The organism is Erwinia sp. MYb416 (genome assembly GCF_037479575.1).
GTDB lineage: Bacteria > Pseudomonadota > Gammaproteobacteria > Enterobacterales > Enterobacteriaceae > Erwinia > Erwinia rhapontici.
On record NZ_JBBGYT010000438.1, the window covers coordinates 1,906,092 to 1,930,662 of the forward strand.

The 24,571-nt window shown below is 56.9% G+C and carries 23 protein-coding genes and 1 pseudogene; 12 read left to right on the forward strand and 12 right to left on the reverse strand.

Features of this window, described 5'->3' with window-relative positions; all coding sequences use genetic code 11:
- The first annotated feature begins 43 nt into the window (after positions 1–43).
- Complete coding sequence (locus WH277_RS18690) at positions 44–961, forward strand: LysR family transcriptional regulator (protein ID WP_171148441.1); 918 nt, start codon at positions 44–46, stop codon at positions 959–961.
- Here the strand turns inward: WH277_RS18690 and WH277_RS18695 are convergent.
- Positions 958–2,295, reverse strand: coding sequence for an LLM class flavin-dependent oxidoreductase (locus WH277_RS18695; protein WP_133841992.1), 1,338 nt, complete (start codon positions 2,293–2,295; stop codon positions 958–960). The two genes, WH277_RS18690 and WH277_RS18695, sit on opposite strands and share 4 nt — an antisense overlap.
- A 227-nt stretch (positions 2,296–2,522) precedes the next feature.
- Here WH277_RS18695 and WH277_RS18700 point away from each other — a divergent pair, with 227 nt between their 5' ends.
- Both WH277_RS18700 and WH277_RS18705 read left to right on the forward strand, forming a co-directional pair.
- Complete coding sequence (locus WH277_RS18700; protein ID WP_133842155.1) at positions 2,523–3,440, forward strand: bestrophin family protein; 918 nt, start codon at positions 2,523–2,525, stop codon at positions 3,438–3,440.
- Between the two features lie 115 nt (positions 3,441–3,555).
- Entirely contained in the window at positions 3,556–4,584 is a 1,029-nt protein-coding gene (locus WH277_RS18705) for a Gfo/Idh/MocA family protein (RefSeq protein ID WP_133841991.1), read from the forward strand.
- Positions 4,585–4,690: 106 nt separating this feature from the next.
- Here WH277_RS18705 and WH277_RS18710 read toward each other — a convergent pair whose 3' ends face one another.
- Positions 4,691–5,695 (reverse strand): Gfo/Idh/MocA family oxidoreductase, encoded by a 1,005-nt coding sequence (locus WH277_RS18710; protein WP_339506298.1) that lies wholly within the window; start codon positions 5,693–5,695, stop codon positions 4,691–4,693.
- A 111-nt stretch (positions 5,696–5,806) separates the two neighbouring features.
- On the opposite strand from WH277_RS18710, the gene WH277_RS18715 reads away from it, so the two are divergent.
- Positions 5,807–6,838, forward strand: a complete 1,032-nt coding sequence (locus WH277_RS18715) for a LacI family DNA-binding transcriptional regulator (protein WP_339506300.1) — start codon at positions 5,807–5,809, stop codon at positions 6,836–6,838.
- Between the two features lie 16 nt (positions 6,839–6,854).
- Here WH277_RS18715 and WH277_RS18720 read toward each other — a convergent pair whose 3' ends face one another.
- On the reverse strand, positions 6,855–7,232 hold the full coding sequence (locus tag WH277_RS18720; RefSeq protein ID WP_133841988.1) for a hypothetical protein: 378 nt from the start codon (positions 7,230–7,232) through the stop codon (positions 6,855–6,857).
- 243 nt (positions 7,233–7,475) lie between these two features.
- A complete protein-coding gene (locus WH277_RS18725; protein ID WP_241008212.1) occupies positions 7,476–8,360 on the reverse strand; it encodes a LysR family transcriptional regulator in 885 nt (294 codons plus the stop codon).
- A gap of 104 nt (positions 8,361–8,464) precedes the next feature.
- On the opposite strand from WH277_RS18725, the gene WH277_RS18730 reads away from it, so the two are divergent.
- On the forward strand, positions 8,465–8,971 hold the full coding sequence (locus WH277_RS18730) for a phenolic acid decarboxylase (RefSeq protein ID WP_166653692.1): 507 nt from the start codon (positions 8,465–8,467) through the stop codon (positions 8,969–8,971).
- Between the two features lie 112 nt (positions 8,972–9,083).
- On the opposite strand, the gene WH277_RS18735 is transcribed toward WH277_RS18730, so the two are convergent.
- From WH277_RS18735 to WH277_RS18745, 3 genes are all read right to left on the reverse strand, one after another.
- Positions 9,084–9,641 carry a hypothetical protein gene (locus WH277_RS18735; RefSeq protein WP_171148438.1) on the reverse strand — a complete coding sequence of 186 codons (558 nt, stop codon included), beginning with the start codon at positions 9,639–9,641 and terminating at the stop codon, positions 9,084–9,086.
- A gap of 184 nt (positions 9,642–9,825) precedes the next feature.
- Positions 9,826–11,025 carry an enoyl-ACP reductase FabV gene (gene fabV / locus WH277_RS18740; protein ID WP_259150355.1) on the reverse strand — a complete coding sequence of 400 codons (1,200 nt, stop codon included), beginning with the start codon at positions 11,023–11,025 and terminating at the stop codon, positions 9,826–9,828.
- 168 nt (positions 11,026–11,193) lie between these two features.
- Entirely contained in the window at positions 11,194–12,534 is a 1,341-nt protein-coding gene (locus tag WH277_RS18745; protein WP_133841985.1) for a D-serine ammonia-lyase, read from the reverse strand.
- 400 nt (positions 12,535–12,934) lie between these two features.
- Here WH277_RS18745 and WH277_RS18750 point away from each other — a divergent pair, with 400 nt between their 5' ends.
- The 3 genes and pseudogenes from WH277_RS18750 to WH277_RS18760 all read left to right on the forward strand — a co-directional run.
- Positions 12,935–14,209, forward strand: coding sequence for a Glu/Leu/Phe/Val family dehydrogenase (locus tag WH277_RS18750; RefSeq protein ID WP_159336605.1), 1,275 nt, complete (start codon positions 12,935–12,937; stop codon positions 14,207–14,209).
- Positions 14,210–14,339: 130 nt separating this feature from the next.
- Positions 14,340–15,359, forward strand: a complete 1,020-nt coding sequence (locus WH277_RS18755) for a LacI family DNA-binding transcriptional regulator (RefSeq protein ID WP_339506303.1) — start codon at positions 14,340–14,342, stop codon at positions 15,357–15,359.
- A 220-nt stretch (positions 15,360–15,579) separates the two neighbouring features.
- Positions 15,580–15,900: pseudogene (locus tag WH277_RS18760) on the forward strand (TIM barrel protein); the annotation flags it as partial.
- Between the two features lie 111 nt (positions 15,901–16,011).
- On the opposite strand, the gene WH277_RS18765 reads toward WH277_RS18760, so the two are convergent.
- The 3 genes from WH277_RS18765 to WH277_RS18775 are packed head-to-tail and all read right to left on the reverse strand — an operon-like array spanning position 16,012 to position 17,714.
- Positions 16,012–16,311, reverse strand: a complete 300-nt coding sequence (locus WH277_RS18765) for a hypothetical protein (RefSeq protein ID WP_339506304.1) — start codon at positions 16,309–16,311, stop codon at positions 16,012–16,014.
- Positions 16,312–16,359: 48 nt separating this feature from the next.
- The gene (locus tag WH277_RS18770; RefSeq protein ID WP_445235333.1) at positions 16,360–16,767 is read right to left on the reverse strand and encodes a DUF441 domain-containing protein; all 408 of its coding nucleotides are present in this window, start codon (positions 16,765–16,767) and stop codon (positions 16,360–16,362) included.
- A 20-nt stretch (positions 16,768–16,787) separates the two neighbouring features.
- The gene (locus tag WH277_RS18775; RefSeq protein ID WP_339506309.1) at positions 16,788–17,714 is read right to left on the reverse strand and encodes an AraC family transcriptional regulator; all 927 of its coding nucleotides are present in this window, start codon (positions 17,712–17,714) and stop codon (positions 16,788–16,790) included.
- A gap of 120 nt (positions 17,715–17,834) precedes the next feature.
- Here WH277_RS18775 and WH277_RS18780 point away from each other — a divergent pair, with 120 nt between their 5' ends.
- The 3 genes from WH277_RS18780 to WH277_RS18790 are packed head-to-tail and all read left to right on the forward strand — an operon-like array spanning position 17,835 to position 21,987.
- On the forward strand, positions 17,835–19,817 hold the full coding sequence (locus WH277_RS18780; protein WP_339506311.1) for a TonB-dependent receptor: 1,983 nt from the start codon (positions 17,835–17,837) through the stop codon (positions 19,815–19,817).
- Complete coding sequence (locus tag WH277_RS18785; RefSeq protein ID WP_339506313.1) at positions 19,814–20,806, forward strand: methyltransferase; 993 nt, start codon at positions 19,814–19,816, stop codon at positions 20,804–20,806. Before WH277_RS18780 ends, WH277_RS18785 begins: the two co-directional genes overlap by 4 nt.
- Positions 20,803–21,987, forward strand: coding sequence for an MFS transporter (locus tag WH277_RS18790; RefSeq protein ID WP_339506315.1), 1,185 nt, complete (start codon positions 20,803–20,805; stop codon positions 21,985–21,987). Before WH277_RS18785 ends, WH277_RS18790 begins: the two co-directional genes overlap by 4 nt.
- Here WH277_RS18790 and WH277_RS18795 read toward each other — a convergent pair.
- The gene (locus WH277_RS18795; RefSeq protein ID WP_133841975.1) at positions 21,979–22,611 is read right to left on the reverse strand and encodes a hypothetical protein; all 633 of its coding nucleotides are present in this window, start codon (positions 22,609–22,611) and stop codon (positions 21,979–21,981) included. The genes WH277_RS18790 and WH277_RS18795 overlap by 9 nt on opposite strands.
- Positions 22,612–22,864: 253 nt before the next feature.
- On the opposite strand from WH277_RS18795, the gene hpxO reads away from it, so the two are divergent.
- Positions 22,865–24,022: an FAD-dependent urate hydroxylase HpxO gene (hpxO, locus tag WH277_RS18800; RefSeq protein ID WP_339506319.1), complete on the forward strand. Its 1,158-nt coding sequence runs from the start codon at positions 22,865–22,867 to the stop codon at positions 24,020–24,022.
- Positions 24,023–24,374: 352 nt separating this feature from the next.
- Here hpxO and WH277_RS18805 read toward each other — a convergent pair.
- A partial coding sequence (locus WH277_RS18805; RefSeq protein ID WP_339506321.1) for a hypothetical protein occupies positions 24,375–24,571 on the reverse strand: 197 nt, incomplete at its 5' end.

Here is a 24,571-nt window from a genome sequence, read left to right on the forward strand (position 1 = left end):
TCTGCTGAATGAAGTGCATTATCCTCAGCGAATAGTGAATACCATGCATCTTAATCTTCGTTCCCTCGACCTGAATCTGCTGCTGGTGTTTGATGCGGTGTACCGCCATCAATCGGTGACGCGTGCTGCCAGCGAACTGGCACTCAGCAACTCGGCAATAAGCCATGCGCTGGGCCGCCTGCGCCGCTACTGCGACGATGAGCTGTTCTACCGCGTCGGCCATCAGATGCAGCCTACCCTGTTCGCCAGCGACCTGGCCGTGACGGTACACGACAGCCTGCACCTGCTGAATCAGGGCGTACAGAAACGCCCGCGCTTTGACCCGGCCAGCAGTCAGCACAGCTTTACCTTTGCCGTGACCGATTTTACCGCCTTCAGCCTGTTCCCGCGGCTGATCGGTCACTTACAGCACGTGGCTCCGGGGCTGCGTTTTCAACTGGTTCACAGCCAGCAGAAAGTGGCCCTGCATGAGCTGATGTCGGGCCGCGTGGATTTTGCGCTGGGATTCAGTGAGAATCACGACCGAAAATGGCCGGAAATTGATGAGCTGGACTGGCTGGAGGATGAGTATGTCACCATAGCCAATCCGGCGTTTTTTCCCGCTGACCCGCCGCTGACTCAGCAGCAGTATATCGCTGCACGTCATCTGGTGATCACCCCGTGGAATGAGGAATCCGGGTATATCGATAGTGAACTGGCCGCCATCGGTCTGAAGCGCGAGGTGGCGCTCAGGATGCCCTCAATGCTGGGTGCGCCGTTTATTATTGCCCAAAGCCCGCTGCTGCTGACGCTACCGCGCCACGCCGCGCAGACGCTGAATGCCAGCGCGGACTATGTGATCCACCCCCTGCCGTTCCGCATCCCTCCGTTCAGGGTGAAGGTCTACAGCTGGCAGAAAAACAGCCAGCGCGAGGCCTGCCACTGGCTGCTGGCGCGTCTGCGTGAGCTGAAAACGGCTTAACCCGCCTCGCGCAGATGCTCGCGGGCCTGGCTGTAACGGTTCGGCCGCGCCGGAATATCCAGGCGCTCACGCAGCGTACTGCTGTCATCCTGATGCCAGTAACCCCGCGCTTCGAGGATCGGCAGCACATAGCGCACCACATCCTCCAGCGCTTCATTCAGCACCGGGCCACAGATAATAAAGCCGCTGGCACCGCCCTGTTCCACCCAGCGAATAAAGGTATCGGCCACCTGTTCCGGAGTGCCGAAGAACTCGCCTTTTGGCAGTGTGGTACGGAAAGCCACTTCGCGCAGCGTCAGCTTTTCTTCTACCGCCAGGCGTTTGATCTGATCGGTGGTGGAGCGGAAACTGTTCTCCCCCAGGTTACCCAGCTCAGGGAACGGGCCGTCAGGATCGTACTGGCTGAAGTCGTGATGGTCGAAGAAGCGGCCAAGGTAGTTCAGCGCCTGCTCCAGTGATAACAACGACAGCAGATAGCGGTATTTCTCTTCCGCTTCCTGCGCTGTGGCACCGACAATCGGGCTGATGCCGGGGAAGATCCCCACCGGTTCGCGTCCCTGCTGCTTCACCTGTTGATTCAACTGGGCCGCATAGGTTTGCGCCTCTTCCAGCGAACGCGCATTGGTAAACACGGCATCCGCCGAGGCCGCCGCCAGACGAATACCTGATTCTGAAGCGCCCGCCTGGAAGATCACCGGCTGGCCCTGCGAGGAGCGCTGAATATTCAGCGGACCTTCTACCGAGAAGTGTTCGCCCTGATGATTGAGTTTATGCAGTTTCTGCGCGTCAAAGAACTCGCCGCTCTGCTGGTCACGAATAAACGCGCCCTCTTCCCAGGAGTCCCACAAGCCCTGCACCACCTCGATATACTCACGGGCAATCTGATAACGCTGCCCGTGTTCAGGGTGATCTTTACCAAAGTTACGCGCCGATCCCGCCAGCGGTGAGGTCACCACATTCCAGCCCGCACGACCGTTACTTAACAGATCGAGTGATGCCAGCTGCCGTGCCACGGTAAAGGGATCGCTGTAAGAGGTCGAGATGGTTCCCGCCAGCCCGATACGCCGGGTCACCGCCGCCAGTGACGACAGCAGTGCAACCGGCTCAAAGCGGTTCAGAAAGTGCGGCAGTGATTTTTCGTTAATGTGCAGACCGTCGGCAACGAACAGAAAATCCAGACCGGCCTCTTCCGCCTGATGTGCTAACTGGTGATACCAGTTGACGTTAACACTGGCGTCGGCGGGAACGCTGCGGTGCCGCCAGGCATTCATAAAGCCGCCTGCGCCCTGTAACATCAGGCCGAGTTTAATCCGTTGTGGGGTTTTCTGGCTCATGTGTGCTGCTCCCTGTTCGATGGAATATGACCTCAGATTTTCATAAAACCCCGATGGAATTAAATACCAATATCGGCTTTGTAATGCCGCTTTGTGGCAAACCCCGTGACGGTGGGTCGCGCGTGTGGAAAGAGGTTCCCATTTTCCTGACCCGGCCAGAGGCGTATGATGCTGCACTTTGGTTATACAAATGTTGTTTGCCTGCACCTTATTCGGATACCTTCGCTATGATCGTTCGCCCCCATCAACACTGGTTCCCGCGCCTTTTCTCCTGGCACGGTGCGGTGTTATCAAAAATTCTGTTCCGCCTCAGCCTGAATCTGATGATGGCCATCTTCGCGGTGATCTGCTTTCAGTGGTATGAAACGCTGGGCATTCGTCTGACGACAGCACCTTTCAGCCTGCTGGGCGTGGCGATTGCTATCTTCCTCGGGTTTCGCAACAGCGCCAGCTATGGCCGTTTTGTTGAAGCGCGCACCCTGTGGGGCGGGCTGCTGGTGGCGCAGCGTTCGTTGCTGCGCCAGGCGAAGGGGGCTTTGCGCCGCGACCCGGCAGCGGTACGCGAGTTTGGCGGCTTGCTTATGGCCTTTAGCTGGAGCCTGAAACATCAGCTACGCGGCACCGATGCCAGTGACGATATCCGCCGTCTGGCACCGAAAAGTGTGCAGGATGAGGTGCTGGCCAGCCCGTTTCGCGCCAACCGTCTGCTGCTCTGTATGGGACGCTGGCTGGCGGATAGACGGGAAGAAGGGGCGATTTCCGACCTGCTGTATAACGGTATGGACGGCAACCTCAATGAACTGGCGCATATTCTTAGCGGCTGCGAACGCATCAGTACCACACCGATTCCTTTTGCCTACAGCCTGATTGTGCACCGTACCGTATATCTGTTCTGTACCCTGCTGCCGTTCGCGCTGGTGGCAGACCTGCACTACATGACACCGCTGGTGTCGGTGTTTATCTCTTACACCTTTCTGTCGCTGGAATCGCTGGCTGAAGAGCTGGAAGATCCGTTCGGCACGGCGGCTAACGATCTGCCGCTGGATGCTATCTGTAACACCATTGAACGCATCCTCAGCGAAATGAACGATTTGACGCCGCTGCCCGCCGCCCATCAGCCGGACGCGCGTTTCAATCTCATTTGATGGCTTTCCATCATCAAAGCGTTTTCCCCTGCCATTCTGGCTATTTATAGTGAAAGGATCGCCGCCGGGCATGACCCGGCGGTGGCCCTACTCTCTATAATAATCAGGAGCCTCCATGTTTCCGTCACAGTTACCTCAACCGCGTATCCTTGACCCCAAGGCTGTCCCTGTCCTGCGCTGGGGCATTATCGGACCTGGCTGGATTGCTGAACGTTTTGCCAAAGCGCTAAAAGAAGGCACCTCGCAACGGCTGGTGGCGATCGCGTCACGATCACAGGAACGCGCCGCTGCATTTGCCGATAAAATGGGTATCCCACAGGCCTTTGGTAGCGCTGCTGAACTGCTGGCACAGCCGGATATCGATGCGGTGTATATCGCCACGCCGCATAATCATCACTACCCGGACGGGCTGCAGGCATTGCAGGCCGGCAAGCATGTACTCATTGAGAAACCGCTGGCACTCAACGCGCAACAAGGCCAGGCGCTGGCCGAGCTGGCGCAGGCGAAAGGATTGCTGTGTATGGAGGCAATGTGGTGTGATTTCCTGCCAAAATACGATGTGATCAGCCAGTTGCTGGAAGATGGCGTGTTGGGGGACCTGCATACGCTGCTGGCCGACCACGGCGAGTTTTTCACATCCGATCACCGTATTTTTAATGCCGACCTCGCCGGTGGCCCGATGCTGGATCTTGGCAGCTACCTGATTGGCTTCAGCATCAAGGTCGCCGGTGCGCCTGCCTCGATTTATGCCGCCGGGCAGCAGGTCCCTGGCGGGGTTAACGGCCAGGCATCGATGCTGCTGACGCATCACAACGGCATGCATTCCGTGCTGAATACCACCCTGTTCAGCAACACACCGGGAGGCGCAGTGATTGCCGGACGCGATGCGTCACTGAATATTGCCGGATCATTCTATGCGCCGGGGCCATTTACACTGACGGCCAGCCAGGGTGGCAACGTGCTGCATTTCGACGAACCGCGCAACCGTTATGACCAGCTGTTCCACGAGGCGGTACATTTTGCCTGGTGTGTCGGTCAGGGGAAAACCGAGTCGCCGGTACGTCCGTTGTCGGCCTCGCTGGCAACGTTAAGTGCGATGGATGAAGTGCGGCGACAGATTGGCCAGGTGTTCAATGAGGAGTAGCCGTTAACCCGACGTGGCCGACCTTTTGTTTCGGGCGGCCTGTCAGGTGCCTGCTTCGGCATGGGACGACCTAAAAAAGGGTCGCCCCCGACGATAAAGCGATAGGTTACAACCTCTGAACCTGACAAAAACGCCCCGTCTCCAGCGATTTCACCGCGGCCTCAGCAATTGCCTGCGCCTGCAAACCATCCTGTAACCCCGGCACAGACACTGACTCACCGTTCAGCGAACGCACAAACGCATCCAGATGCAGGTAATACGTCTCTTTCACCCGGTTAAACCAGTCGGCATACAGCGCAGGACGGGTAATGCCCTCAGTGGTATATAACGTGGCGCCCGCAGGGCTTTGCGCACCGGACTCTGACATCCCTTTCGCCCCCAACAGCGTAATCCGCTCCTCGTAGCCGTAGCCAGTACGACGTGTGTTATCGAGCTGTGCCAGTGCCCCGCTGTGCATCTTCATGATCAGCACCGAGGTATCCACATCGCCAAACTGAGCGATCTCCGGCATCGCCAACGCCGAACCCAGCGCACCAATGGTGTCGACTTCATCCCCGGTGAGCCAGCGCAGCAGATCGAAGAAATGGATCGCCTGGTCGCGCATCTGCCCGCCCGAGGTTTGCAGATAGCTTAGCGGGGGCAATTCAGACGCGCGGCACACCATCTGAATCAGTTCGGCTTTGCCCAACAACCCTTGCTGAAAATGCTGTTTCAACTGATTGTGGCTGGGATCAAAGCGCCGGTTAAATCCGACAGTGACGGCAGCCTGATAACGTGACACCTCATCCACGACTCTGCGTGCTTTATCCAGCGACAGATCGATCGGCTTTTCGCAGTACACCGCCTTGCCTGCGGCCACGGCGGCCGTCAGAAACTCGGCATGAGACGGCGTGGAAGTGGCGATCAGCACGCTATCTATCGCATCGCTGTTGATAGCGTCCAGCACGCTGCCCACCCGGGCGTCGTAGCGGGTGGCAATCTCATCCGCACGAGCGCTGTCCTGATCCGCCACCATTACCAGCTCACTATCCGGATGTGCCGCCAGGTTTTTTGCATGGACCTGACCAATGAATCCTGTGCCCAGCAGGGCAAACTGTCTTTTCTGTGCCATTGTTGCGACGCCTGTATCGGTTGAATGTTAACGTTTCGTTGCCAGGATAGCGTTCGCGAATATACTTGCTGAAACGACATTTTGATGGAAAGCCATCATGCGGAGTAAAGAGTGAAGAAGATCACGCTGGAAGCGGTGGCCAAACAAGCTGGCGTGGGCGTCGCCACCGTTGACAGAGTCATGAACGAACGCGGAGGCGTTTCCCCTGCCACCACCCGACGGGTATTGCAGGCAGCAAAGGACGCGGGGCTGAAGCGCCTGCTACCGGACGAACATCGCCAGCCGTGGAAAATTGAGCTGCTCCTCAGCAGTAGCGATGCCTTTTTTTTCCACCAGCTTTCTCAGGATTTCAGCCAGCTCGCCGGGCACATCGGTTACGGCCACATCACACTGCACCGCACGCTGATTGCCGAAGCAGAACCCGAAAAATTGGCGGCGCAGATCCTCAAGGCTGCCGCACAGCGCGATGGCATCATCATTTTTGCCCATGAGCATCCGGCCATTTTTGCCGCGCTGGAACAGTGCCAACAGCAGCAAGTTCCGGTGATTACCCTGGTCACCGATCTGCCCGGCGCGCCGCGTTTGTGTCATGTGGGCATTAACCAGCGCCAGGCCGGGCGCACCGCCGGGTTACTGATGGGCAATATGCTGAATTCGCCTGGCGATATCATCATTATCAGCGGGCGTTTTGACTATCTGGCACACCGCCAGCGGGTGGAAGGTTTTAGCGAAGTGATCGCCAGCAAATTTCCGCATCTGCGCGTCCACAAAGTGCTGGCGGCGCTCGACGAGCGTCAGCAGGTCGGCCGCCTGCTGGAGGAGCAGATCTATCAGAACCGTAAGTTGCACGGCATCTATAACACCGGGCTGGGCAACAGGGAGATCGCTGACGTCCTGGCGCGCCATCGTCTGCTGAAAAAATCGGTATTTATCACCCACGAACTCTACCCCACCACGCGTCAATTGCTGGCGGAAGAGGCGGTGGTACTGACGCTGGATCAAAATACCCGGGAACATGCACAGCGCGCGCTGACACTGATGCTCGAAAAACTGGAATGGCAAAAGAGGCCTGATGAATATCAGGACGGGAAAGTCGAGTTTATGCTTTATACGCGGGAGAATATGTCACCAGGGCCGGAATAACCGGCCCTGACGGGAATCACACTTCTTTGATGATCAACTGCATCAGCGTACTGCGAATTTCTTCACACACACGGCGCACGTTGTACTGATATTTAGGTGTGGCGATTTCATCAATTTCACTGCCCACCTTGTCCTGGATTTCACGATATTTTTCCAGTTGACCATTCGCTCGCAGGAAACGTTGGTTGTATTGCTCGAATACCGTGACGTTATAAGCCTGCATCACCTGCAATTCTTTGCGGCACTGTTCGACGCGTGCGTCAAAGCTGGACAGAGACTTCTGCTCAGACACGACAGGTGGCGGTGGTGGATTATGAGATGGAGCACGTTCAGGAGGCATGGCACAACCCGTTGCCAGCAATGCGGCAATCAATACCGGTGCAAATTTCGTCATTATATCACCCGAGTTAGGGTCCTGATTTTGGCAGGATATAGTTACGTTCTCAGGGAATAGTAGCAAATTATATCGCGTGATTACCACTTAGCTGTTTAGCACACATAAAATTTTATTTTTAATACCTTGGCGATATTTTAACCTGACGCTAACGCCAGTGGCACCGACAGGCAAGTCCCGATACCGCCAAACCGGCAGCCTGTCAGCCTGGCAGTCCCCCGCCCGCGTAACTGGCGTACCCGGTCAGCCCGTGCCCTGACTCAGCGCACGGAATAGCGTCAGCAACGTGGCAATCTCCCCCTCACCCGTCTGCACGCTATCGTCGGTCATCATACAAAGTGAACTGGTGCGCCGTTGCCCGCTGGTGAGTGGCAGGCGTTGCAGTTCACCGCTCTCCAGCCACGGTGTGATTTGCACTTCCGGCAGCCAGCCGTAACCCACCTGATGCAACACCGCTTCCAGCGCCGCCTCAATGCTGGTGAATGTCCAGTTTTCTGCCGCCGCAGGCTGGCCATCCTGCTGCTGCTGGCGGTCAAGGATTTCAATCAGCGGATAGCCGGCCAGCACGGAACGCGTAAGAGGAGCCGGGAGGGCTAACAGAGGATGATCGCGCTGGGCGACGGCAACGAAATCAATATTCAGCAGACCTTCGGCCTGACGCTGACCACAGCTTTCTCGCGTCAGGATCAGAATATCGGCCTGGCGCTGCGCACGTTGCTGTGCGCTTTCACCGCGTAACACTTCAGTCAGGTGCACCTGCGTGGCCGGATACTGTTGCTGGAACTGACGCAGCACATTAAACAAGGGCCCGCGTGGGAAAATACTGTCCACGATCAGGTCTATGCGCGCCCGACTGCCCGCTTTTAACGAGGCAGCACGGTTCTCCAGCTGCTGGAATGCGCTGAGGAGTGGTCGCGCCTGTGCCAGCAGAATCTGTCCTTCCGGCGTTAACTCTGCCCGCCGACCTACCGGTGTGAGCAGTGTGATCCCCAGTCGCTCCTGCATCAGCCCCAGCTGATAGCTGATCGCCGACTGGCTGCGGTTCACCTGCATGCCAGCGCGCGCAAAGCTGCCGCACGCCACCACTTCCTCTAATAACGCCCATTGCTCAAGACTGGTTTTGCTCAACATGGCTAACTCATCGAATTTTTCCATTAATTTGACGCAAAATTAGCGTTATTCATCGAAAAAATCCAGCGTTACAGTAGTGGCATACCTAATTGAGGAGAACAATGATGGCGCGTTTTAATCAGCATGATCTGAGTGAATTTGTCGGTAAACATCTGGTGTATACCTACGACAACGGCTGGAATTATGAAATCTACGTGAAAAATGGCACAACGCTGGATTATCGTATCCACAGTGGGATTGTTGCTAATCGCTGGGTGAAAGATCAGCAGGCATATATTGTTCGCGTGGCCGCAGAGGTATACAAAATTTCCTGGACTGAGCCAACCGGAACCGATGTCAGCCTGATCGTAAATCTGGCAGATAAGATTTTCCACGGCACCATTTTCTTCCCACGCTGGGTGATCAATAACCCTGAGCATACCGTCTGTTTCCAGAACGATCATATTGCGCAGATGGCGCGCTATCGTGATGCAGGCCCGGCTTACCCAACAGAAGTGATTGATGAGTTTGCTACGCTGACGTTTATTCGTGACTGCGGGGAGAATAACGAAACGGTGATTAACTGTCCGGCCAGTGAATTGCCAGCAGATTTTCCTGCAGGTCTGTAGGGGGATCTTTTTTCCGGTCAGCCATCAGTACCGGCCTGACCTTAACGCACATAAACAACACGGGGCGACCGGAAAAAAGGTCGCCCCGACAGGGTTCATGACGCGATAGTGGTTACTTCGCGAGAATATTATTCACCGCAGCAGCGTGGCCCACTTTGTCTTTAGAACCGGAGATCACCTGAATGACGGTAAATTTATTATCAGCGGCCGATAACAGCGTGGCCTGCTGGACATCCTTGCCGTCCATTTTGTCGGTTGCTTCAATGTGATAAACCTCAAGGCCTTTCACCTTCTCCGTCTTCTCACTGATCACCGTATAGTCCGGCGAAGCCTGCTTCTGTTTGTCTTTGATGGATTTCATGCCATCAATAAAATCAGCATCGGTTGCACCACGGGCCACAACCGGGATGGCATCTTCACCGATCAGCAGCACGCGTTTTTCCGCTTTGCTGACGTACATATTACCCGGGCCGCCGCCAGGGACAGGCTGCATCTCATAACCTTTGAGATTAAATGCCAGGTGCCCGCCAAGTAAGGAGACTTTCTCTGCCGCCGCCGCATTGGCCACGGGTGCTTTAGCTTCTGCCGCTACAGCCATATTTGCTGCACTGCTTAATGCCATCGCCATACACAGTGATCCTGCCAGAGTCATTGATTTTGATAATTTCATTATTCGAGCTTCCTTCTTCAAATTAAGATTCATTGTATTAATATTGTTATTCAATCAACCATCAGATTACTCTCGATCCTTATTTTTATTCTCTTTACCCTGATATCGCAGGACAAATGACAGTGTGATGAAGATAAAAAAAGCGCGACCCGTGGCCGCCCTTAAATAATATCCGTAACAGAAATTACATCTGTACCAGATTTTTGATTTTCACATCGGGATTAACATCCGCAGCGTAATCTACGCCGTCCAGACCGAAGCCGAACAGGTGCATAAACTCGGTTTTGTAGCCAGCGAAGTCAGAAACCTCGTTCAGGGTTTCGTCGGTCACGGTCTGCCACAGACGGGCGACTTCATCCTGCACTTCTGGCTGCAACTCTTTGTAGTCAGCGCGCAGACGGCCAGCGTCATCCAGAATCGGTGAGGCGTTGTACAGGCTGTCTTTAAACAGACCGTACACCTGCTCGATGCAACCTTCGTGGGTACCCTTCTCTTTCATCACTTTAAACAGCAGTGACAGATACAGTGGCATCACAGGAATCGCAGAGCTTGCCTGGGTCACAACCGCTTTCAGTACAGAAACACGTGCGTCACCGTTACCGTGAGCGGCCAGGGTGTCACGAATGGTCAGAACGCGCTTGTCCAGATCCTTTTTCGCTTCGCCGATAGAACCGTTCCAGTAGATGTCGTGGGTGATTTTCTCGCCCAGGTAGGTGAACGCAGTGGTCTTCGCGCCATCCGCCAGCACACCGGCTTCCAGCAGCGCATCAATCCACATCTGCCAGTCTTCGCCGCCCATTACCGCGACGGTACCGTCGATCTCTTCCTGGGAAGCAGGCTCCAGCGACACGTCAGTCAGCGTTTCTTTATCGGTGTTCAGGCCACGCGTGGTCAGCGGTTTACCGATCGGTTTCAGGGTTGAGTTGAACACTTCACCGGTTTTCGGATGGGTACGACGTGGCGCAGCCAGGCTGTAAACCACCAGATCAATCTGACCCAGATCTTCTTTGATCAGTTCAATGGTTTTCTGCTTAACCGCATCGGAATATGCGTCGCCATTGATGCTTTTTGCATACAGGCCTTTTTCAGTCGCGAACTCTTCAAATGCAGCAGAGTTGTACCAGCCAGCGGTGGCCGGTTTGGTCTCTTCGCCTGCACGCTCGAAGAACACACCCAGTGTGTCAGCGCCGCAACCAAATGCCGCAGAGATACGGGCAGCAAGGCCGTAACCGGTAGAGGCACCAATCACCAGCACTTTTTTCGGACCGGAGGCAATCGCGCCCTGAGCGGTGACGTACTCGATCTGTTTTTCTACGTTAGCTTTACAGCCTTCTGGATGGGCAGTAACACAGATGAAGCCACGGATGCGTGGTTTAATAATCATATTGACCTCAGTAATAGTCACTATACTCGTCATGCTTCTTGTTGCTGGTGTGTAGCCCGCAACGGACGCTTCCGGGTATAATTCGCGTTAGAATACCGCGTATGCCGGTTCAGGCAAAGTGCCGAAACATTCTTATCGTTATCCTGTCACGTTATCACCACGCTTTGCTCAGGGAGTGAGCACCCTCTGAGCCTGCGCGAGGTAGTGCGCCATTTCGCTTTCCGGCACCATACCGCCGCCCGTTGCCCACACCAGATGTGTGGCACGGGCAAGCGATGAGGCGCTGATGCCCTGCTTTGCCAGGTGCTGCGGTTCAGCGCTGATGCGCCACGGCCCGCACATTCCGGCCAGTGCCGAAGGTTCTAATGCCAGCGACTCATGCTGCTGCAATAACCCCAACAGAGCGTACATTTCCTCGTCGCTCAGCGTATAAAAGGCGCTGAGCAGCCGCGCCATGGCACGCCCGACAAAACCGGAAGCGCGCCCCACGGCCAGGCCATCGGCTGCCGTGCGATTATCAATGCCCAGATCCTGCACCGAGATCGCATCGTGCAGCCCGGTGTGGACCCCCAGCAGCATGCAGGGAGAATGCGTCGGTTCGGCAAAAACACAATGCACGTGATCGCCAAAAGCCAGCTTCAGGCCGAAGGCCACGCCACCGGGGCCGCCCCCCACGCCACAGGGCAGATAAACAAACAGCGGATGGTCGGCATCCACGGTTATATTCTCAGCGGCAAACTGCTGTTTCAGCCGTTCTCCGGCCACCGCATAGCCGAGAAACAGATTGTGCGAGTTCTCATCATCAATAAAGAAGCAGTGCGGATCGGATGCCGCCTGACGACGCCCTTCGGCCACCGCCACGCCGTAGTCCTGCTGGTATTCCACCACGTTCACGCCATGATCGCGCAGTTTCTGCTTCTTCCAGGCACGCGCGTCGGCCGACATATGCACGGTGACATCAAACCCCAGGCTGGCACTGATGATGCCAATCGACAGACCAAGATTGCCGGTTGAACCAACGGCAATCCGCTGCTGGCGGAAAAGTGCACGACAGTCAGGCGATGCAAGACGACGGTAATCTTCGTCCAGCGTCAAGAGTCCGGCGGATAGCGCCAACTGCTCGGCATGGGCCAGCACTTCATAAATGCCGCCGCGCGCTTTGATCGACCCCGATACCGGCAGATGGCTGTCTTTTTTCAGCCACAGTTTACCTGCAAGCACTTGCCCGTAACGAGCATCCAGCATCGGCTGCAGCCGTGGAAGCGCACAGATATCAGACTCGATAATCCCCTGCCGCGCTCGCGTTTCCGGAAATGCCTCCATCAGCCAGGGGGCAAAACGCTGTAATCGTGCGCTGGCATCGGCAACCTGTTCACGTGTCAATCCGACATGGGGATAGCCTTCGGTCAGCGATGTGGTGGCGGGATTGAACCAGGTGAGCGGTTGTAAGGCGCATAGCGTGTTAAGCAGTGGAAAGTTCCGTTTGAGATGTTCGACGTCCGGTAACATGGTGACTTCTCCTGTCTTTCAACATAATCGGGGATACGACCGGCGATTGCCGCAGGCATGCGCGTTAAAACCCAAAGTTTGATCGCATTCAAATTTCTGAAAAATATAAAGAAAATTCTGATATGCATTTTATCTGCATAATTACCGCCTGCCAACGGGCAGCGTAACAGGCCAATGCGATATGACCTGCTAACTATGCATTTACACCCTGAAAAATGCCTCATCAACATAGAATTTCACAATGTTTTAAAAACTTGGAAACCTTTTTTTGATGTTAAGTTAGGGGCAACTCAGTGAGATGCACTGAGCCATCCACGGTATTACAGTATTTATAACTAAGCGCCACCCGCCCGCTATGTCATACGCCAAACGGACAGGCGCTAAACAAAAAAGGTTTGTTATGGAAAAGCTCTCTTACGTTTCTGAAGGCAGCAAAACGGCCTGGTCAACTTACTTACAACAGATCGATCGTGTCGCACCTTATCTCGGTGACCTGTCGCGCTGGGTGGATACCCTGCGTCACCCTAAACGTTCCCTGATTGTTGATATTCCTCTGCAAATGGACGATGGCAGCATTCGCCACTTTGAAGGCTTCCGCGTGCAGCACAACCTGTCGCGCGGCCCGGGCAAAGGCGGTGTGCGTTACCATCCTAACGTCGATTTGAACGAAGTGATGGCGCTCTCTGCCTGGATGACGATCAAATGTGCAGCGGTTAACCTGCCGTACGGCGGGGCGAAAGGCGGGATTCGTGTTGATCCGTTTAGCCTGTCAGAAGGTGAGCTTGAACGCCTGACTCGCCGCTATACCAGCGAAATTGGTCTGATTATCGGCCCGCAAAAAGATATTCCTGCGCCAGACGTGGGCACCAATGCCAAAGTGATGGCATGGATGATGGATACCTATTCCATGAACCAGGGCACCACGATCACGGGCGTGGTCACGGGCAAACCGATTCACCTTGGCGGTTCTCTGGGCCGTGAAAAAGCGACCGGACGCGGGGTGTTTATTACCGGGCGCGAAGTGGCACGCCGCAGCGGTATCGAGATTGAAGGGGCGAAAGTCGCCGTGCAGGGCTTCGGTAACGTGGGTAGCGAAGCGGCGCGGCTGTTTAATGAGGCAGGCGCCCGCGTGATCGTTATTCAGGATCATACCGCCACTCTGTATAACCCGGCGGGGATTGACCTGGTGGCACTGAGCGAATGGCAGTTGGCCAACAAGAAGATTGCCGGGTTCAGCGGTGCGCAGGTGATTGATGATGAGGCCTTCTGGGACGTTGAAATGGATATCCTGATCCCGGCAGCGCTGGAAGGTCAGATCACCCGTCAGCGCGCGGAAAAACTGCACTGCCGTCTGGTGCTGGAAGGCGCTAACGGCCCCACCTTCCCGGAAGCCGATGATGTGCTGGCGGAACGCGGCATTACCGTGGTGCCGGATGTGGTCTGTAACGCAGGCGGTGTGACCGTCAGTTACTTTGAGTGGGTTCAGGACATGGCCAGCTTCTTCTGGAGCGAAGACGAAATCAATGAGCGCATGGATAAAATCATGACCGAAGCGATGGTCCATGTCTGGGATAAATCCCGCGAGAAAACGTGCAGCCTGCGCACAGCAGCCTATATTGTGGCCTGCGAACGCATCCTGATGGCGCGTAAAGATCGCGGTATCTACCCTGGATGATCCTCACCGGGGTGGTGCTTACCACCCCGTTTTCTACCCGCCTGACGCGACATTCTCCTCGCGAACATCTTGCTATCTTTCCGCCGTCACGGCAGGCTGTTAGCCCCTTTTCATGGATGCTGAACGGACTATGACGCGCAAACCTGCCCCTAAACTCCCGGTACGTAAAGTCACGGCCAAAGAGGTCGCCCTGCGCGCCGGGGTATCAAAATGGACCGTTTCGCGTGCCTTCACCGACGGCGCGTCAATTTCGCCAAAGACGCTGGAGCGGGTGATGTCAGCGGCCAGCGAGCTGGGCTGGCGGCCCAATCTGCTGGCACGCAGTTTGTCGAAAAAACGCTCCGGCATCATCGGTGTGGTGGTGGATGAGATGCACAACCCAAACCTGATCCCGTTGCTGGATGAAGTTACGCATCAGCTGCAGACGCATGGCTGCGTGGCACTGTTGCTGAACATCAGCAGCAGTCAGCGCGACGAAGCGATCCTGACGCTGGCCGATCAGCTTCAGGTCGATGGTCTGTTGTTTATGGGCACCCTGCTGAGTGACGAGATTATCCGTCTGGCGAAAGATATTTATCAGGTTCCTCTGGTGCAGATTGGCCGCAGCAGCGCCGACCCTTACATCCAGGTGGTGACCACCGATGGTTATCGTGCCGGGCGTGAAATCGCCGACCTGTTGCATGCCGAAGGCTACCAGCATTTTGCCTATATGAAGGGGCCGGATACTGACTCCAGCCAGCTGTTGCGCTATGACGGTTATCGCGACCGCCTGGTCGAACTGGGTGTGGATGCTGCCAGTATTGCCCTCTTCGATGCGCGGCATTATCAGCGCGACAGCGGTTACCGGACCTTTGCGCAGGCGCTGCAAGTGGGATCGCCGATTGATGCCCTGTTCTGTGAGAATGACATTCTGGCAATCGGTGCCATTGAAGCGATGCGCGCAGTAACGCCCGCACGACACGTGGGCATTGTCGGTTTTGACGGCATTGAACTGGCCGCTTCGCCCAGCTTTGCCTTGACCACCTGCGGCCAGCCGTTTTCGCGCCTGGTGCCGGATGCCATCCGACGGCTGACCACTCCCTGGGACGAAGAACACAATCAGCTCTATCCCGGCGAATTGCAGTTGCGCCAGTCTCATCGTCGCCCCTGATATCTGTCAGTAGATGATAATTTCTATCAAATCTATCATTTACTGACTTTTCCCTCTGATAATTTTGACACACTTCAAAGAATTTATATTTCACCGTGACAATAAATGGAATTTAAATTCCTTTTCACTTAGTCTCCCCCCCTCTGCAACCGACAATTTCGCCTCAGAGCGTGAATCAACCCGTTAAATGAAGATAGTTTTTTATCATTTACACTGATAGCTGACAGAGAATATCCGGGATATTGCGGCCATTGGCGCGCAGTACGGGATTAAATTCCAGATCGAAGTGGTGGCTTTTACTCCGTTCAACAGCCTGAAACAGGGCCTGGAAATCATTCAGGCCGTGGGCGCTGACAACGTGGGTGTGGTAGTCGACTTCTGGCATCTGTATGCCGGTGGCGATACCACGCCGGAAGAGGTTGCCGCCATGGATGTGAACCTGATTTATGGTGTGCATTTCTGCGATGGTCGTCGTTTGCACCCGGGTGAAGCCTGGGACGAACGCGTACAGCGCAACTATCAGCCAGGTGAAGGCGAAGTGTATGAAGAATAGTTAGCCGAAATAATTCGGGTTGCGGCAAGGCTGTAAGTCCCCGGGAGCATAGATAACTCTATGACCGGGGCGCGCAGACGCAGCCAACGCCGTTGCAGCTCAAAGTATGAAGGCTAGAAGGATAAATTGAAGTAGGGGCTGATAACGCTGCTTAAAGGCCTCGTTCTCTTCGACCAGACGCAGTGCCGCTTCCACCAGGTGATACACCGGCACGACAAACGGCATATCGCCGCTTTCATCCAGCTCCGGCAGCGTGGCAAACAGTTCAACCATCTCTGGCGTCGCTTCATAGTTCTGGCGGCCGATGGCATCCATCTGGCGACCGTGGGCGCGGGTTTTATTGGCCTGTTTCTGCTTCAGTTTGGCGCGGTTATTACGCTTATCTTGTTTAGTGCTCACACTGTTTCTCTGTCAGATAAAATTCTGGCGGCAGGATAACATATTTGCTCAGGATTTCCCGATCATCAGCGAGACCAGCCCTGCGGATAACGAAACGCCAATAATCGTCCCAATCAGCAACCCCCCGACCACGGTAGGCTGGCTGCTCATTAATGCCACGCCACGCCCGCCAACCCAGGAAACAAAAATGCCCACCGCAATCGCCAGCAGTGATTTCCAGTTCAGGAAGGAGTGCATCAGGGTGGTGGAAGGCAGCGTTCCGCTGGCAATGGGTGCCATGACGCCGATGGTCAGAATAATGATCCCGACCGTTACCCCCTGCTTTTCAATCCACGGGAACGTCTGTTGCAGCGGCGTCATGCGGATGGCGACCAGCACTAACAGGGCAATGGTGACAGTGAGGTTGTGGCTGAAATAACTCAAAGCGGCAAGAAACAGCAGAATAATGAGGGGCATAAGCATTTTCCGTATCGACTCTACTGTTTTTTTCCCGTCACCGCGCTGGCATGACGGCCAAAATAGCGATGAAACGCCACGCTGAAGTTATTCGCATGGCGATAACCCACCTGCCAGCCCGCCTGCGCCACCTGATACCCCTGCTCCAGCAGGCGGTGCGCCTGTTCCATGCGCAGCTGTAACAGCATCTGTCCCGGGGTGATATGAAAACGCTGATGAAAACCCTGCTTAAGTTTGTAATCGCTTAACCCTACCGCCATCGCCAGCGTGCTGAGGGAGAACGGCTCGGCCAGATGCGCCAGCATCCATTCCCGCGCCTGCTCCAGCCGCCGATCGTCCTGGGGGTGCAGCGGCCGGTTCCCCGCAGACAGGAGCAAATGCCGGTAAAGCGCCAGCAGATTCAGCGCATGGATCTGCTGCATCAGCGGATCCTGACGGCTGGCTTCCAGCTGTGCCAGTAGCGTTTCCGTTGCCGGGTTAAACGGCGTCCAGGCGTGGTGGGCCAGTATGGGCTGCCGGAACAGGCGTTCACACACCTCTTCACCAAAATAGTGTTTCACGCCGCTGGCCCCAATCAGCAGACGCAGCTGACTGACCGTTTCGCATGCACGATAGTGCCGCTCGCCCACGCTGCCGTTGAAGCTGGTCATGGTCAGATAGTGCTGGCTGAAGCGGGTTTCCTGCCCTTCCCGCCCCTGATAAACCGAATGGCCTGCCAGGCCGAAGGTCAGCACCAGCATCGGCTGTGCATGAGGATTGCAGGTTTCTTCAATCAGCGGCCGCTGAGGTTGATACAACGAGCGCACCAGCGTCATGCCGTCCGCAAGCGTGGTGAAATGCGAACGACAGTCACCGACCGTTGGCGGTAATGCGCGGATGGCACCCGTCACCTGCGCATCAGCGGCGCTGACGCGATAGCTTTGTGTGCCCTGAAAAGGCTGGATCATCAGGTTCACCGTTTCCCAGAGTAAAATCACCGCCTCGCAGACAAACGAGGATAATAAGCATTCTCATTTATAGATAGCATAGTTGGCGTTTCTGCGCTATCGACAACAATGAGGATCACCATGAGTACAGGTTACTGGGGGCTATTGCTGGCCCTGCCCGGCATCGCTGCTGCCGCCACCGATACCACTATTCACACCGCCGCCGATGAGATGGTAGTGACCGCCACCAAAACGGCCCTGCCTGCCGTCGAGGTGCCTGCCTCACTGTCCGTACTGTATGGCGAGGATCTGGAGGCACAACGGGTGGAGGAGATAAGCCAGCTGGCGGCACGCACGCCTGGCCTGGTGTTTCAACCCTGGGGACAGTCGGGTACCAACCTGCCCGTGATGCGCGGCCTGAGCGGCAGTGCGACCGGCTTCTCCTCCTCCGTATTACTGACCGAAGACGGTGTGCCGCAGCTGACGAATCAGGGGTTTGATAATGCCTTTATGGACGTGGAGCGCGTGGAGATCCTGCGCGGGCCACAATCCTCGCTCTATGGCCGTAACGCCGAGGCCGGGGTGATCAATGTGGTGACCCGCACCCCGGACAACCTGCAACGCGGCAGGATCGACGCGATCTATGGCAGTCGTAACCGTCAGCAGCTGCGCGGGAGTTTCAGCACGCCGCTGGTTGAGGATCGGCTGTATATGGCCGTTGCCGGGGAGTGGAAATCCCAGGATGGCGACATTGATAATGCCCTGCGCGGCGGCAAAGCCGATGACCGTGAGCGTGATAACCAGCGGCTGCAACTGCGCTGGACGCCCACCGATGCCGACGATCTCCGGCTGCGTTACAGCCATCAGAACTATCACGACGGCGGTTCACAGTGGGGCCCGGTCGCCAGCCGTGACCGGGTGGTCAACAGCGGCACCGATTCCTGGAACCATTCCCGTGCCAGCGTGATCTCCCTCGACTATCGCCATCTGCTGGAGAACGGCTGGCAGTTTCGTTCCATCAGTGCGCAGAGCGACTTCTGGGATCGGGTGCAGCAGGACACCGACTTTATCGCTGCCGACCGTCTGCACCTGCAACGCGACTACCATCTGACCACCCGTTCGCAGGAGTTCCGCTTGCAGGGCGAAGGCGACCGCCACCGCTGGCTGGCCGGGCTCTATTTTGACGCCGACGATCATCATTTCCGCTATCAGCAGAAACTGCCGCTGATGCTGACTGAGCAACGCATTGCGCAGCGCGGTAACACGCAGGCGTTGTTTGGCGAATGGACACAGACGCTGAGCGGGCCGTGGAGCCTGACGCTGGGCGGTCGCGCCGAACGCAGCGCTGTCAGCGTCACGCCTTCAACAGTGGACAAACGCGAAGCCAGCTGGCACAGCCTGTCACCGAAAATCGCCCTGCAATACCAGTGGTTGCCTGACGTCCAGACGTACGCCAGCTACAGCCAGGGTTTCCGTGCCGGAGGTTTCAACCTGTTCTCCCCGGCCACGCAGTATGCCCCCTACAACCCGGAGAAAGTGAAATCCTGGGAGCTGGGGATCAAAGGGCTGTCCGACGATAAACGCCTGCGCTACAGCAGCTCCATCTATCTGATGGATATCAGCGATATGCAGGTGCAGCAGATCGTTCAGGCGGGCGTGGTGTACATCGGCAATGCCGCCAAAGCCCGCTCGACGGGCTGGGAGCTGGAGGCAGATTACGCCTTGCTGGCAGAGCTGCGCGTGCAGGGCTCGCTGGGCCTTAACCATACGCGCTTTGACCGTTATCAGGACGGCGCGAATAACTATGCCGGGAACCATAACCCCTTCGCCCCGGATGCCACCGCCAGCCTTGGTCTGCGTTACGACCACAAGAGCGGCGCTTACAGCCAGCTGCAATGGCACGGCGTAGGCCGCAGCTTCCTCGATGCCGCTAATCAATATCAGCAGGCAGGCTACGGTGTTCTGGATATGACCATCGGCTATGCCTGGCGCGACCTCGATGTGTCGCTGTACGTCGATAATCTGACGGACAAAGAGTACGACGCAGTGGGCTACATCAACGGCACCGTACGTGTTTACAGCCCGGCGCGTGAAATGGGCCTCAAAGTGAGCTATCAACTATGAATACTGTACTCAAACACCTGGACCGGCTGGCTGCCAGTAGCGTGATGGCCGATGCGTTAGCGGTGGCCCTCGACCATCGCCTGTTCCATCATTTGCAACAGCCGCAAACGGCGGCACAGCTGGCTGCCCGGCTGAGCTGGCACCCGGACCCCACGGCCCCGCTGCTGGAGCTGCTGTGGAGTGACGGGTGGCTGAACCGCGAAGGCGATCGTTATCGGGTAACGGAGGCGGTACACGCGTTGCTCTGCCCGCAGGGGGATCGCTATGTGGGTGATGCCTGGCGTTATCGTCTGCGTTCACTGCGTGCTTTAGGCCAGCAGCTTCCGGCGCGGGTCACTCAACCGCTGCCCGGCTTCAGCGCACAACTGGCGCAGGATGCGGCCTGGGCCGAAGCCGCCAGCACGCAGATTGCTCAGGAACAGCGTGCGCTGACAGCGGATACGGCCTGCGCCATTGCCGCCACGCTACCGCACTTTACCCGCCCGGCAACCCTGCTGGATATGGGGGGTGGCCCCGGTCTGGTGAGCGCCGCGCTGGGGCAGCGCTATCCTCAGTTGCACGGCGTGGTACAGGACCTGCCATTAACCGCCGCCGTTGCCCAAAAGAATCTCAGCGCCGCCGGGCTGGATGGCCGCTTTAGCGCGCGCAGTGAGCTGACAGCAGAGGAGCGTTTCGACATTATCTGGTGCTCGTCGTTCCTGCATTTTGTCGCTGATCCACTGGAAACATTACGCCAGCTGCGGGCACGGCTGCGCCCCGGTGGCGTGTTGATCGCCGCCCATGCCGAAATTGGCCCACAGCCCGACCAGGCGCGCGAAGTGCTGCCCTTCTTCCTGCCGCTGATACTGCGCGGGAAACATGTGTTCCATCACGGCGAGATGACGCAGATGCTGGCTGGTGCCGGATTCAGCGGTATCCGCTGCCAGTCGTATCCGTTCCCGATGGCACCGCTGATGGTGCATGTGGCGTTTCAGGACGCCACACCATGAGGCGCGCTGGATTACAGCTGCTGTTTTTCTGGTTTAATTTCAGCCTGACGCTGCCCGTCACCTGGCTGATGCTCGGGCTGCCGCTGATCCTGCACCAGCAGGGCTGGAGCGGCAGTGAACTGGGGCTGTTTCAGCTGGCCGCCCTGCCCGCCGTGATCAAGCTGTGGCTGGCCTTTCCGGTGCAGCGCAGCCGTCTGTTTCGCCAGCGCTATAAAGACTGGGGCAGCCTCCTTTGGCTGTTGCTGGCGGCACTGTTTGCGCTGCTGAGCCAGATATCGTTGCAGCAGGATAAAACCGTGCTGTTTATGCTGCTGCTCGCGGGCAGCCTGCTGTTGGCCTGGTGCGATGTGCCGGTGAATGCGCTGGCCATCGCGCTGTTTCATGACGGCGAGCAACCCCGGGCGGGCAGCGTACGTGCGGCGGCGCTGTTTGCCGGTGCGGTGGGGGGCAGCGGCGTTATGCTGCTGCTATGGCAGCACTATGGCTGGGCGCTTCCCTGCTGGCTGATGAGTGCGGCGGCGTTGAGCAGCGCACTGCTATTACGTCTGCTGCCGGAACCGGCCCGGGGTGACCATCCTGCCGTGGCGGTACGGGGTTTCCTGCACCAGCCTGGCGGTAAAAGCTGGTTGCCGATCTGCCTGCTGGCCTTTCCCTTCCTCGGCTGCGGCTGGCTGTGGCTGAAACCCCTGCTGCTGGATGCCGGGCTACCGCTGCAACAGGTGATCCTTTGGGTCGGTGTTGGTGGCAGTGCACTGGGAGCGGTGGTGAGTTTACTCAGCGCCCGCGGGCTGACGCGCCGCAATGCGGCGGCGGCACTGCCGGGCTGGCTGGCCTTTGCCAGCCTCTCGCTGGCCGTGATGGCGCTGGGTGTGATTGGGCAACTGCCTGCCCGTTATCTGCTGGCAATTTCAACGCTGATGGCGGCGGCGATTGGCGGACTGTCAGCACTGATGTTTATGCTGATGATGGCATTCAGCCGTGCGGAAAATCGGGCGGTGGATTACGGTTTGCAGGCCAGTCTGTTTACGCTGTCGCGCCTGACGGTGCCGCTGTTCAGCGGGCTGCTGCTGGACCGGTTGGGCGCTGGATCCATGCTCTCCACGCTAGCGCTGCTGACGCTGCTGGTGGCGATATATGCCTGGCACCAGCGCCAGGCCATCGGTCAGCGCCTGTTAGTGTAGGAGATCGAGAGCGGCCTGCAAACTGACCTGCGGGCCACTCAGTACCGCCAGCGTGCTGTTCACGCGTTTCTCTGCTCCGCTCATCGACGCCTGCGCCAGTACAATACAGCCCAGTGCGCATTCCGGTCGTTGCTGAATATAATCGGCAATTTGCTGATGATAACCGTCGATGTCGCCCTGGTTAAACCAGGCCCAGGCACGGGGCACCAGCTCGACATACAGACGATCGCCGGGGATAAACGCGCTGAACAGCTGCGTGGTCGACTCCAGCGTCGACTGAGCGGTACACAGCACCAGGATCGTGCCGTGATAACGAGAGGCGATTTTGGCCAGCGTGGCATCCACCCGCAGTACGGGTTTACTGAACTCGGCTTCCCACACCGCCACACCCAATGTGGTACAGGTGACAATGACCGCATCGGCCTGCTGGCACAACTCTTCAATCGCACGGCGCGTAGCGGCCACAATTTCGGGAGTCACGCCCTGTTCGCCCTGCGTCTGTGCAAACAACTCACTCTCTACACGATGCAGCAGTTCAACCTCGTCGTAATCCAGCGTGGTTAACGCCTGCTCAAACACCTCGATATTGCTTCTGGCTGCATGCAGGCAGGCAATGATGGTCATAACCGCATCTCTTTTAAGGGGCAGAAGGTTACTTTGGCAAAAATAACAGAAATTGCCAGCGAAACTATTCACACCCGAACGAAAGTTTCACTATCACAGCACCATAAGCGTGCACTGCATCATTATCGCGCCGCCAATCGCTGCAACCTTTGTTTCATTCTTTCATCGGTGGCCCGCAGGGCGGCATGCTGTGTGCCATGAGAGGCTGGTATGGAAATTGCTTCCTTTACATATAGATCGAGAGGAGGAACGGATGAAAGCAATTATCATAGGTGCCGGTATTGGTGGGATGTGTACAGCGATTGCGCTGAAGCGCTGCGGGATCGACAGCGAAGTGTATGAAGCGGTGAAAGAGATTAAGCCGGTCGGCGCGGCTATTTCCATCTGGCCCAACGGTGTGAAATGCCTTAACTATCTTGGGATGAAAGATGCCCTGCGCGCCATTGGCGGCCCGATGCATTATATGGCGTATAAAGATTATCAGAGCGCGGAAACCCTGACGCAGTTCAGCCTTGATGCGCTGGTACAGGATTCTGGCGAGCGCCCTTACCCGGTGGCGCGTTCCGAACTCCAGGCGATGCTACTGAATACCTGGGGCTTTGATAAAGTGCAGTTCGGTAAACGCGTGAGTCGCGTTGAACAACAAAGTGACGGTGTCACGGCTTTCTTTGAAGATGGCAGTGAAGCGCAGGGAGACCTGCTGATTGCCTGTGACGGCACCCACTCGGTAGTGCGCGAGTCCGTGCTGGGTTACGCCACCGAGCGCCGATATGCGGGGTATGTGAACTGGAACGGGCTGGTCGAGATTGATGAGTCACTCGCCCCGGCCAACCAGTGGACGACCTTTGTGGGTGAAGGTAAACGTGTTTCGCTGATGCCGATTGCGGGTAACCGCTTTTACTTCTTCTTCGACGTGCCGTTGCCGAAGGGGTTGGCGGAGGATCGCATCAGCCTGCGTGATGATTTATCCCGTTACTTCGCTGGCTGGGCAGCGCCGGTGCAGCAGCTTATTGCGCAGCTGAATCCGGAAACGACCAATCGCGTGGAGATCCACGACATTGAGCCTTTCGCGCAGTTGGTTAAAGGCCGTGTGGCGCTGCTGGGGGATGCGGCACACAGTACCACGCCGGATATCGGCCAGGGCGGCTGTGCGGCGATGGAAGATGCGGTGGTTCTGGCGATGACGCTGCACAGTAACTCGCTGGGGATTGAGGATGCCCTGCTGCGTTATCAGCATAAGCGAGCCGATCGGGTGAAGGATCTGGTGCTGAAAGCACGTAAGCGCTGCGATGTGACTCATGCGAAGGACCCGGCGTTAACCGCCGAGTGGTACGCCGGGCTGAGGCAGGAATCCGGGGAACGCATTATCAGTGGGATGTGTGAGACGATTCAGGGTGGGCCATTAGCGTAACCTTCTATTTCGGTCGACCCGAAAGGCCGGTTCAACGTCTTAAGGTCAAGGTCTACGGCCAGGTCAAGGTCAAGGGCGTTTCGCTTTCCCGCTGCGCGGGCTGAGCGACAAGGGACGGCCAGTCGCCGCCGCCCCTTGTCCCCGGGCTTGCGGCAGGCGCATCGCCCGCTAAAGCGGGTTCCCTCAGTCGATCGGTTTTCCCGCCGGACCGGGCGTGACGGGACATCCCTGTCCCGGCTCACCCTCTCGCCGACGTCCTGTCGGCTCGTCCTGGAAATCCGCTCTCCTTCGGCGAGGCTTAATTGCCGCTCAAAAGGTCAACGGCCAGGTCAAAAGAACAATCAAAGACGGACTAAAAATAAACCAAACGCCAACGAACCATTCTTGGCTTTTGTTGGTGTTTTAATTTCTTAGATTTTTGTTTTGATGTTGAGGCGGCAATTAAGCCGCGCTGAGGAAGCGATGTGAACCAGGATGAACCGCCAGGACGGACGTCGCGTGCCGAGGCCCGCAGGGATGCGTCTTTTGCCGATCCGGCGTGCTCAAACT